At 55.1% G+C, this 10,465-nt stretch carries 10 protein-coding genes and 1 pseudogene; 5 read left to right on the top strand and 6 right to left on the bottom strand.

All coding sequences use genetic code 11. The features are described 5' to 3' along the window. Both ACIQ2T_RS09005 and ACIQ2T_RS09010 read left to right on the top strand, forming a co-directional pair. The coding region (locus ACIQ2T_RS09005; protein WP_397590518.1) for an alpha-hydroxy acid oxidase at positions 1-595 on the top strand (595 nt) is incomplete at its 5' end. A 69-nt stretch (positions 596-664) separates the two neighbouring features. After that, a complete protein-coding gene (locus ACIQ2T_RS09010) occupies positions 665-1,672 on the top strand; it encodes an LLM class flavin-dependent oxidoreductase (RefSeq protein ID WP_397590519.1) in 1,008 nt (335 codons plus the stop codon). Here the strand turns inward: ACIQ2T_RS09010 and sdhA are convergent. Genes sdhA through sdhC form a run of 3 tightly spaced genes read right to left on the bottom strand, consistent with a single transcriptional unit; the run spans position 1,647 to position 4,281 of the window. After that, on the bottom strand, positions 1,647-3,449 hold the full coding sequence (sdhA, locus tag ACIQ2T_RS09015; RefSeq protein ID WP_397590520.1) for a succinate dehydrogenase flavoprotein subunit: 1,803 nt from the start codon (positions 3,447-3,449) through the stop codon (positions 1,647-1,649). The two genes, ACIQ2T_RS09010 and sdhA, sit on opposite strands and share 26 nt — an antisense overlap. Continuing rightward, positions 3,449-3,838, bottom strand: a complete 390-nt coding sequence (gene sdhD, locus ACIQ2T_RS09020) for a succinate dehydrogenase, hydrophobic membrane anchor protein (RefSeq protein ID WP_397590521.1) — start codon at positions 3,836-3,838, stop codon at positions 3,449-3,451. The genes sdhA and sdhD overlap by 1 nt, the downstream gene beginning before the upstream one ends. After that, entirely contained in the window at positions 3,838-4,281 is a 444-nt protein-coding gene (sdhC, locus tag ACIQ2T_RS09025) for a succinate dehydrogenase, cytochrome b556 subunit (RefSeq protein WP_397590522.1), read from the bottom strand. Before sdhC ends, sdhD begins: the two co-directional genes overlap by 1 nt. 303 nt (positions 4,282-4,584) lie before the next feature. Here sdhC and ACIQ2T_RS09030 point away from each other — a divergent pair, with 303 nt between their 5' ends. The 3 genes from ACIQ2T_RS09030 to ACIQ2T_RS09040 are packed head-to-tail and all read left to right on the top strand — an operon-like array spanning position 4,585 to position 7,134. Beyond that, the gene (locus tag ACIQ2T_RS09030) at positions 4,585-5,277 is read left to right on the top strand and encodes an SDR family NAD(P)-dependent oxidoreductase (protein ID WP_397590523.1); all 693 of its coding nucleotides are present in this window, start codon (positions 4,585-4,587) and stop codon (positions 5,275-5,277) included. Then, positions 5,267-6,163 carry a subclass B3 metallo-beta-lactamase gene (gene bla / locus ACIQ2T_RS09035; protein WP_397590524.1) on the top strand — a complete coding sequence of 299 codons (897 nt, stop codon included), beginning with the start codon at positions 5,267-5,269 and terminating at the stop codon, positions 6,161-6,163. Before ACIQ2T_RS09030 ends, bla begins: the two co-directional genes overlap by 11 nt. Then, positions 6,160-7,134 (top strand): 50S ribosomal protein L11 methyltransferase, encoded by a 975-nt coding sequence (locus tag ACIQ2T_RS09040; RefSeq protein ID WP_397590525.1) that lies wholly within the window; start codon positions 6,160-6,162, stop codon positions 7,132-7,134. The genes bla and ACIQ2T_RS09040 overlap by 4 nt, the downstream gene beginning before the upstream one ends. Positions 7,135-7,160: 26 nt before the next feature. On the opposite strand, the gene phhA is transcribed toward ACIQ2T_RS09040, so the two are convergent. The 3 genes and pseudogenes from phhA to ACIQ2T_RS09055 form a co-directional block, all read right to left on the bottom strand. Beyond that, positions 7,161-7,994 (bottom strand): phenylalanine 4-monooxygenase, encoded by an 834-nt coding sequence (gene phhA, locus ACIQ2T_RS09045; protein WP_397590526.1) that lies wholly within the window; start codon positions 7,992-7,994, stop codon positions 7,161-7,163. A 51-nt stretch (positions 7,995-8,045) separates the two neighbouring features. Next, entirely contained in the window at positions 8,046-10,061 is a 2,016-nt protein-coding gene (gene ligA, locus ACIQ2T_RS09050) for an NAD-dependent DNA ligase LigA (RefSeq protein WP_397590527.1), read from the bottom strand. A gap of 29 nt (positions 10,062-10,090) precedes the next feature. Then, a pseudogene (locus tag ACIQ2T_RS09055) lies at positions 10,091-10,465 on the bottom strand (hypothetical protein); the annotation flags it as partial.

Genomic DNA, 10,465 nt, shown 5'->3' on the forward strand with positions numbered 1-10,465 from the left:
TGTCCTAAGCTATGCTATCCACCCGATGTGGGCACTGAATTACATGTTCCGGGAGAAGTTCTCGCTACCCAATTTGCAAACACATGTGGATGCCGGCACCAATGTTGCGGTCTCCGTGGCAGAATATTTCAATACTATGCTCGACACCTCAATGGATTGGAAGATGGCTGAAAAGGTCCGGTCTGACTGGGGCGGAGAATTCTGCCTAAAAGGTATCATGTCGGTCGACGACGCAAAACGGGCGGTGGATATTGGCGCAACTGCTATCATGATCTCGAACCATGGCGGCCGCCAATTGGATGGTTCGCGCTCCCCATTTGACCAAATAGCCGAAATCGCCGACGCCGTTGGTGGTAAAATCGACATCATTTGCGATGGCGGAGTGCAGCGCGGAAGCCATGTTTTGAAAGCCCTTGCCGCTGGCGCAACTGCCTGTTCAGGTGGGCGGCTCTATCTTTATGCATTGGCCGCAGCGGGGCAACTCGGCGTGGAGCGCATCGTCGGCAAGTTGTACGACGAAATTGCCCGCGACATGCGGCTGATGGGTGTTAAGTCCTTATCGGAACTTGATCGATCGATGCTTCGCTGGCGCTAAGCTTAACTGATCAAGAAACAAATGCCGATTGCGCTTGGCTTTGGCGGGCTAAGCCACCATTTAAGAAACATGACAGCTTTTTCTTTTCTTGATCTCGTCCCCGTCGTTGAAGGTGGGTCAGTCGCAAATGCGCTGGCCAACGCGGCTGATCTGGCAGCGCATGCGGAAAGCCTTGGTTTCACCCGCTATTGGGTCGCCGAACATCACGGCATGCGTGGAATTGCCGGCGCCGCGACCAGCGTTGTCATCGGGCACATTGCGGCAGCAACGAAGACGATGCGTGTTGGTTCGGGCGGCATCATGTTGCCCAACCATTCCCCCTTGGTCATTGCCGAACAGTTTGGGACATTGGATGCGCTGTATCCCGGCCGAATTGATTTGGGGCTTGGCCGTGCGCCGGGCAGCGACCAGCGTGTGGCCGCTGCAATCCGGCGGACGCTCGATAGCGACCCAAATGCATTCCCGCGCGATGTGATGGAATTGCAGAGCTATTTCGCCGATGATGGCAAAACGGGTATCGTCGCCACGCCGGGCGCTGGCGCGAATGTGCAACTCTCTATCTTGGGCAGTAGCCTCTACGGCGCGCAGGTCGCAGCAGCATTGGGCCTTCCCTTCGCCTTCGCGAGCCACTTTGCGCCACAAATGCTAGATGAGGCTGTACACATCTACCGCAGCCACTTCCGCCCAAGCGCCGTGCTTGATACGCCGCATGCGATTGCCGCTTTCAACATCATCGCGGCGGAAACCGACGCGGAGGCGGAATATCTGGCAAGCTCGTTGATGCAAAGCTTCGTTGCGTTGCGCACCGAAAATCCACGCCAATTGCCCCCGCCCGTGGAAGGCTATGTTGCATCCCTGCCCCCGCATTTTGCATCGGCTCTGAATGATGCTTTGTCCGCCAGCGCCATTGGTGCAGCCGACACCGTGAAGTCAGCGGTTCAGGCGTTTCAGGCGCGCACGCAAGCAGACGAAATCATCGTCGCTTGTTCGGTTTTCGATCATGTAAAACGAAAACGGAGCTTGGAAATCACAGCCTCCGTTTTCGCAGAAATCAATAAACGCGTGGTTTTGGCTTAATATACTCTGCTTCGTCGGTCAGGGTGTAATCATGGACCGGGCGATAGTCGATTTTGACTTTGCCGCCTGAACCGCCCCAGCCATCGAACCATGAAGAAGTGTGCTTCATCCAATTGGTATCGTCACGCGCTGGGAAATCTTCATGGGCATGGGCGCCGCGGCTTTCCTTGCGGTTGTTTGCGCTTTCAATTGTGCACACCGCCTGCGCCATGAGGTTATCGAGCTCAAGCGTTTCGATAAGGTCAGTGTTCCAGATCAGGCTGCGGTCGGTCACATGAACGTCAGCCAGACGCTGGTTTACCTTCTGCATTTCGGTCACGCCATCTTCCAGCAAGGCCGTATCGCGGAAAACCGCGGCGTGCTTTTGCATCGTGCGCTGCATCTGCAAGCGGATCTCTGCGGTCGACGAACCGCCCTTTGCGCCGCGAAACTTGTCTACCCGCGACAGCGCCAAGTCAGCGGCGTCAGTTGGCAATGCCTTATGCGGCGCACCGGGGGTGAGTGATGACTTTAGATGCAAACCAGTAGCACGTCCGAACACCACAAGGTCGATGAGCGAGTTTGATCCCAAGCGGTTTGCACCATGCACAGAAACGCAGGCTGCTTCACCAACGGAGTAAAGCCCAGGAACGATCACTTCGGGATCATCGCCCATTTTGGTTACAACCTGCCCATGATAATTACACGGAATGCCGCCCATATTATAGTGGACAGTCGGTGTCACCGGCAGTGGCTGACGCGTAAGGTCGATACCCGCAAAAATCTTTCCGCTTTCCGTAATGCCGGGCAAACGCTGCGCCAATACCGCGGGATCGATATGGTCGAGGTGGAGGTAGATATGGTCCTTGTGCGCACCTACGCCGCGGCCTTCGCGCATTTCTAGGGCCATGGAACGGCTGACAACATCGCGTGATGCGAGATCCTTGGCTGATGGGGCATAGCGCTCCATGAAGCGCTCGCCTTCGCTGTTGGTCAGGTAACCGCCCTCCCCGCGTGCGCCTTCAGTAATCAACACGCCAGCGCCATAAATGCCGGTTGGGTGAAACTGGACAAACTCCATATCCTGCAATGGCAAGCCAGCACGCAATACCATGCCGCCGCCATCACCCGTGCAGGTGTGGGCCGACGTTGCGGAGAAATAGGCACGGCCATAGCCACCAGTTGCAAGCACTACCGCATGGCTTTTGAACCGGTGAATACTGCCATCTTCCATGCACATGGCGATCACGCCGCGGCATTCGCCATTTTCCATAATCAGGTCGAGTGCGAAATATTCGATAAAGAAATCCGCATCATATTTCAGACTCTGTTGATACAAGGCATGCAACATTGCATGGCCCGTGCGGTCCGCAGCAGCGGCAGTACGCTGAACTGGGGGGCCTTCGCCCATATTCTGCATATGCCCGCCAAACGGACGCTGGTAGATGGTACCGTCTGCATTACGTGAGAATGGCACCCCAGCATGTTCAAGCTCATATACCGCGGCGGGCGCCTCTCGGACCATATATTCGATAGCATCTTGGTCGCCAAGCCAATCGGAGCCTTTGACCGTGTCATACATGTGCCAGGTCCAATGATCTGGCGAGTTATTGCCCAAGGACGCGGCGATACCGCCCTGTGCCGCCACCGTATGCGAACGGGTTGGGAACACTTTGGTAATGCAAGCCGTCTTCAAACCAGCTTCCGCACTGCCCATAGTGGCGCGCAGACCCGATCCGCCGGCGCCGACGACGACGGTGTCATATGTATGGTCAATAATCTTATATGCGTCTGACATCAGGCGAGCGCTCCGGTAAATGCAAGTTTTGCGACAACAAAAATGCCGAACACGGCACTCGCAATGACATAGAAACTAAGGAGTGTCATTGCGGCGAATTTGAGGCCCTCGTCATGGACATAATCTTCGATCAATACCTGAAGACCCAGCCTGGCATGGCTAAATATGTTCGCGATCATCAGGATCATTGGAACCGCCACCTGCGGCTGGGCAAGCCACTGCGCAAGCGCGCCATGTTCAAAACTTGGGATCATGAACAAGGACAGCACGAACCAAGTCGTCAGTAGCATATTACCAACCGCAGTCAGGCGCTGCTTAAGCCAATGCTCCCCGCCATGCTTTGCGGACCCCAAGCCACGGACGCGGCCAATATTTGTTCTACTGTCCATTACAAAACTCCGATAAAGCGCGATACCACAAACAGGGCCACGAATGCAGTTGCAAAAAAGGCTGCAACAAATACAACCGATGCCCATGTACGGTTCGTCTTCAATTCATACCCTGCGCCGATATCTAGGACGAGATGGCGAAGGCCAGACGCCAAATGTTGAAAGAAACTGAAGGTGACGGCCAAGGCAACAAGGCGGAAGAACCAGTTACTGGCGATCTGAACACCGCTGCCGTCGGCTCCAGCCGACACAACATATTTTTCAAATGTCGCATAGCTCTCTGCACCACCACCGATTGCCGACAGCCACCATAACAACGTCATCATGCCGGCAGTCGCCAATATGAACCCGGTTGCACGGTGGAAAATCGAAACCGCCATCTGCGGCGACCATCGATACACCTGTAAATGTGGTGAAAGCGGTCGGTTCGGGTTTTTCGCCATAAGTTCAGCGTCCTTAATAATTGCCAGTCTTCGACATTCTTTATCTCTTTAATCGATTAGCCGCATCGTGCAAGGCCCGCACTTTGCGAAAAGCAAAATTCGTCAACCAATTTGCTCAATTAGGTTTTCCCCCGATCGGTAAGGCACCAGCAATGCCGTATCCAAAATCATGTTACTTGAAGGCGGGTATGATGCGTTGGGCGATACGTTTTGATCGCTTTAGGCAGATGCGACCCGATTTGTTGGTAACCTCGTTCGATAACTTTGGTTGAATTTTTATCGACGCTGTGAAAAGCAGCATGGATGAAAACCCATATCCTAATCACCGGTGCCTCGCGCGGAATTGGCGCGGCCATTGCCGCAAGCTTTGACCCAGCCACAACGACTGTGGTCGCGTTCTCCAGCAAGGACGGCGACCTGAACGATCCGGCAGTGCCCGCGCGACTTTGGGCCGACGCGCTTTCAGCTTTAGGCAGCCGCATCGATGTCATCATTAACAATGCTGGCGTTTTTGAAGAAAATCCCATCACGCGGGAAGACGCGGAATGGTTGGCAAGCTGGGACCGCACCATGCAGATCAACTTGACCGCCAGCGCCGACCTGTGCCGACGCGCCGTGCTACATTGGCAAGCGAGCGGGGCATTGGGCCGCATTGTCAACATCGCCAGCCGCGCGGCATATCGCGGCGACAGCCCTGCCCATTGGCATTATGCCGCTTCAAAGGCAGGCATGGTCGCGATGACCAAATCAATTGCACGCGCTTATGCCAAAGATGGCATTTATGCCTTCGCCATCTGCCCGGGCTTTACCATGACAGGAATGGCTGAGGATTATCTGGCAAGCCGCGGTGGCGACAAATTGCTCGCCGACATTCCTCTAGGCAAAGTCGCCGATCCCGAAGAAGTCGCGGCAATCGCCAAATTCTGCGCTCTCGACGCACCGCCTTCTATGACGGGCGCGGTGCTCGACGTTAATGGCGCCAGCTATGTCCGCTAAGCTTAGCGCCGTATTGGCATTGGGTCTGGCCGCCTGCGCGCCGATGGTGCCATTAGAAACCATAAGCAATGCACAGGATGGTACTACACTGGCGTCAAAGTGCGAAGGCCGTGAGGGTTGGAGCGATTCCGCGCCGCCCGCGCATATATTTGCCAATGTTTATATGGTGGGCACATGTGGCATCGTGTCGTTGCTCGTAACGTCAGCCAAAGGGCATATCCTCATTGACGGCGCGACTGCCGAGGCTGCGCCACTCATTGCCGACAATATCCGCAAACTTGGCTTCAAACCAGCAGATGTGAAATATCTGGTCAACAGTCACGAACATTTGGATCATGTTGCTGGGCTTTCAGCGCTAAAGGGCATTACCGGTGCCCGGATGCTAGCGCGGGCCGAAGCACGCAAGAGCCTCGAGACTGGTATCTCGGATCCAACGGACCCGCAGTTAGAAATTCTGCCGCCCTTCGCTGGCATAAAGGTGGACCAAATTGTGCGCGACGGCGAAACCATTACCCTTGGACCGATAAGAATGACTGCCATCGCCACACCCGGCCACGCCCCGGGCGGAACGAGCTGGACCTGGAAATCATGCAAGGGGGCTATCTGTCATCAGTTTGTTTTCGCCGATAGCCTTGGTGCCGTCTCCGCTGATGCTTACCGATTTATGGATCACCCGGCGTATGTGGCCGTATTAAGGGCGACAATGAACCGCGTTTCTAAGCTGAAGCCATGCGACATCCTGATTGCACCGCACCCCGCGCAATCGCGTTTCTTTGAGCGCCTTTCAGGCAATGAACCTCTGGTGAATCCTGCAGGCTGCAAAAATTATGCTAAAGCAGCAATGGAACGACTTGACGCTCGGCTAGCTAAAGAAGCAGCGCAATGAACTGGAAGGTTACCCTGCCCTGCACCCGCAAGGAGGCGGAAGCGTTGCACAATGATGACGAGTGGCTAGCGGCATTAGAACCGATGCCCACTATAGTAGCCGACGAAGTAGAAGCCTTTAACGACGAGAAATGGCGCCTTGAGGCTTACTTTAACGAGAAGCCAAACGCGCACATGATCTCGGCTATCCAAATCCGCGTTCCCAGCGCCGCAAAGGCCAAGACCGTATTGGAAAAACTACCCGACGCTGACTGGGTCGTTATGAGCCAACAGGCGCTAAAGCCAGTCCATGCCGGCCGCTTTTATGTTCACACCGGTTCCAACAAAGGCAAAATACCCAAAGGCGCCACGCCTTTCCTGATTGAAGCCAGTCGCGCCTTTGGCACTGGCGGCCACGAAACCACCAGCGGCTGCTTGGCAATGCTCGACGACATGAAGCGCGCTGGCAAAAGGTTTGACCTGATCGCTGATATTGGAACGGGCACTGGCCTGCTCGCTTTCGCTGCACACAGCTTGTGGCCAAAAGCATATCTGACGGCGTCTGACATTGACCCCGTAAGTGTTGAGGTCACCTCAGGCAATGCCAATGCCAACAACGTGTCTTGCGGCGTTTCTCAGGGCCAAATTGCGCTTTGTGTAGCCGAAGGCACTGCGCACCCACTTATCGCCTCACGCGCGCCCTACGACCTTGTTACGGCTAACATTCTTGCTGGCCCGTTGATTGAACTCGCGCCCTCACTTGCAGAGATTGTAGACGATGGCGGTTCCCTCATACTGGCCGGATTGTTAAACACGCAGGCAAAAGCGGTCGTGCAGTCCTACAGACGTCAGGGTTTTCGTTTACAAAAGCGCGTTGATCGCGGCGACTGGCCATGTTTGTGGCTGGTAAAACGCAGGTCCTATAGCTGGAAGCGTCCAACACGGGCCACTGGTCGCACCAGCCAGCCGCCCGGCGATTTTGGAACATGGTAGAAAATCTTTAGAAAGGCCTGCTGACGTTACGCAATCAGCACATCATTCGTCAAAACCTCGCTTGCGGCGATATCAGGAAGTATGTCCAGCCGCGCGTAAAGCGGAGCGAAGTCTGTTTCCACAGTGACGTTTAACAATTCGTCGATACTGGAAATGACAAAATAATTCTGCTGAAAATCGTCGATCCGGTAATGTGTTCGCATGACCCGAAGCAGGTCGAACGCGATACGGTTGGGTCTAGGGTCTTCCAGAACGAAGATACTCTCGGCGTAACTTGAAACGATGCCGGCGCCATAAATGCGCAAGCCGTTGGGTTGTTTAATCAGACCAAATTCCACTGTATACCAATATAATCGCGCCAGATGATCAAGCGCGCCAAAGCCAAGCGAACGCAGCCCGCCTTTGCCATAAGCCACCATATAATCGGCAAATACGGGATCGGCCAACATGGGAACATGTCCAAAAACATCATGAAACACATCAGGCTCTTGCAGATAATCCGACTGTTCCGGCGTCCGGATAAAATTTCCAGCAGGGAACCGCCGGTTGGCGAGATGGTCGAAAAACACGGCGTCTGGTACAAGGCCAGGTACAGCGACTATCTGCCAGCCCGTTGCCGCCATTAACTGTGCATTCAATTCGCGATAATCAGAAATGCCGGGACGAGAGAGCTTAAGCACATCGATACCGCGCAAGTAGGCGTCGGCGGCGCGCCCAGGCAGCATCGCAGTCTGCCGGGCAAACAGCGTGTCCCACATGGCATGCTCATCCGCGCTGAACCTGTCCCAGTTTTGCGGCACGCTCCAATCTGTATTCGCTTCGGCAGGCGGCGTTTCATAGACGTGGCTGATATTTTTCATGCCAACTGGTTGCACTTGAAACCACTTGGCAGCAACCGCGCTATGTTAGATTTACGCGCTTTCGACGATATTCGTCCAAGCAGCTTCGTCGATAACCTGAATACCAAGCGCAGTTGCCTGTTTCAATTTCGACCCCGCACCTGGGCCAGCCACGACAAGGTCGGTCTTTGCGCTAACTGAACCTGCTGATTTCGCCCCAAGCGCCTCTGCTTGCGCCTTGGCCTCGTCGCGGCTCATGGTTTCGAGCTTGCCTGTGAAAACAATCGTTTTTCCCGTCCACGCGCTTTCGCGAATGTTCGACACATAAGCGGGCGGCTGAACCTCGTTCAAAAGGTCATTCCAAACTGACAGATTATGTGGCTCGTGGAAGAAACCCCCCAATGCTTCGGCGACTGCACCGCCGACCCCGTCAATGGCCGTAACGTCCGCAATGGCCCCCTCATCGGATTGTGCGAGCCTTTGGCCGACTTTGCCAACTTCGGCGACCGACCCAAAGGCCCTAAACAAATCACGCGCCGTGACGGTCCCAATGTGCCGAATACCAAGGCCAAAAAGCAATTTTGCGCCATCGGGCGCACGCGTAGCTTCAATCGCTGCCAACAGGTTATCCACAGACTTATCCTGCCATCCGCCGCGCGATAGAATGTCACCACGGCGACTGCGCAACCGGAAAATATCCGCAGGGCTTTCGAGCCACCCAAGATCGAAAAACTCTTGAATGGTCTTCTCGCCAAGCCCTTCAATATCCAGCGCGCCGCGACTTACAAAATGGATGAGGCGTTGCACCCGCTGTGCCGGACAAATCAATCCGCCAGTGCAGCGCACATCAACCTCGCCCTCTTCCGCAACCGCTTCGGAACCACATTCCGGGCAAAGTGATGGAAATGCATAAGCAGAACGCGCTGTCTCACGCGTCAGGTTCTCAACGATCTGGGGAATAACATCCCCTGCCCTTTGCACCACTACGCGGTCACCGGGGCGCACCCCCAGACGGTCGATCTCGTCACGGTTGTGCAACGTAACGTTGGACACCACCACGCCGCCCACTGTAACGGGCGCGAGACGGCCGACAGGGGTCAGCTTACCGGTGCGACCCACCTGAATATCGATTTGCTCCAGCGTTGTTTCCGCGCGTTCTGCAGGGAATTTATGCGCGATCGCCCAGCGCGGTGATTTGGCGACAAAGCCAAGCCGATCTTGCCAATCCAAGCGGTCAACCTTGTAGACAACGCCATCAATGTCATAGGGCAGGTCCGCCCGGCGCCGCTCAATGTCGGCATAATGCGCCAATGCGGTTTCAACATGGTCGAAACATAACAACAACGGCGACACAGGCACACCCCATGCCGCAATCGTTGCCATAACTTTGCTTTGGGTATCGAAGGGTAATGCGCTTACTTCACCCCAGCCATGTGCAAGAAAACGTAATGGGCGCGACGCCGTTACCTTCGCATCCTTTTGCCTTAGCGACCCAGCAGCTGCATTGCGCGGGTTGGCAAAAAGCTTTGCGTCCTTTGCTTTTTGCGTTTCATTGATCGCGGCAAAGTCGGACTTGGCCATGTACACCTCGCCACGTATCTCGAAGATATCTGGAACGTAGCCTTTTAGCTGTTGTGGAATGTCCACGATGTAGGCGACGTTGGCGGTCACATCTTCACCCACGCTACCATCGCCGCGCGTCGCGGCCTGCTTCAGGACGCCTTGTTCATATCGCAACGACAGCGAAAGCCCATCAATCTTGTCCTCCGCTGTCAGGGCAACCTCTTCGTCCGCAGCAAGATTTAAGAACCGACGCACCCGGGCAACAAAATCATGGACGTCCTGCGCCTCAAACGCATTGTCGAGGCTCATCATCCGCTTAGCATGGGTGATCTTCTTGAGGCCTGAACCTTCCACCGCAGCGCCAACCTGTTTGTTGGGGCTATCCGCCCGCACGAGGTGTGGGAATGCCATCTCCAGTTCCGTATTGCGGCGCACCAGCGCGTCATATTCCGCGTCAGATATCTCTGGCGCGTCTTCGGCATGATAACGCTTATTGTGGTACGAAATCTGTCTCGCCAACCGCATAAGCTCATTGGCTGCATCTGCTTCCGAACTCACTCATTTGCTCCAGTGATAGGGTTAGCCACGTCGAATGTCACACGAAACAAACGGTTTGGCCGCGCCAGTTCATAGGTCAATGTTTGCTGCGGCTCTAGTTCAAATGCCCAAACGTTGGCATTCGAAACAGTGCGGCCTTCTTGCGTGAACATTGCCTTGGAATAAGCATCCACGGGAAATTCCTGACGCGTGGCAGTCCCCTGCTGCGCGGTATCGCCGCCATATTGCGAAACGGGGTCTTCAGTCCCGTATTTTAACATGTGCCGATGTTTTAGACGCAGGCCACTATCTATGCGCGTAATGATCCACGTGCGCGATCGGTCTTCGCCGACATCGAACGAGATCTGGATTTCCCGGTCGGTGCAGGTGCG

It is taken from the genome of Sphingorhabdus sp. (assembly GCF_044357595.1).
GTDB lineage: Bacteria > Pseudomonadota > Alphaproteobacteria > Sphingomonadales > Sphingomonadaceae > Sphingorhabdus_B.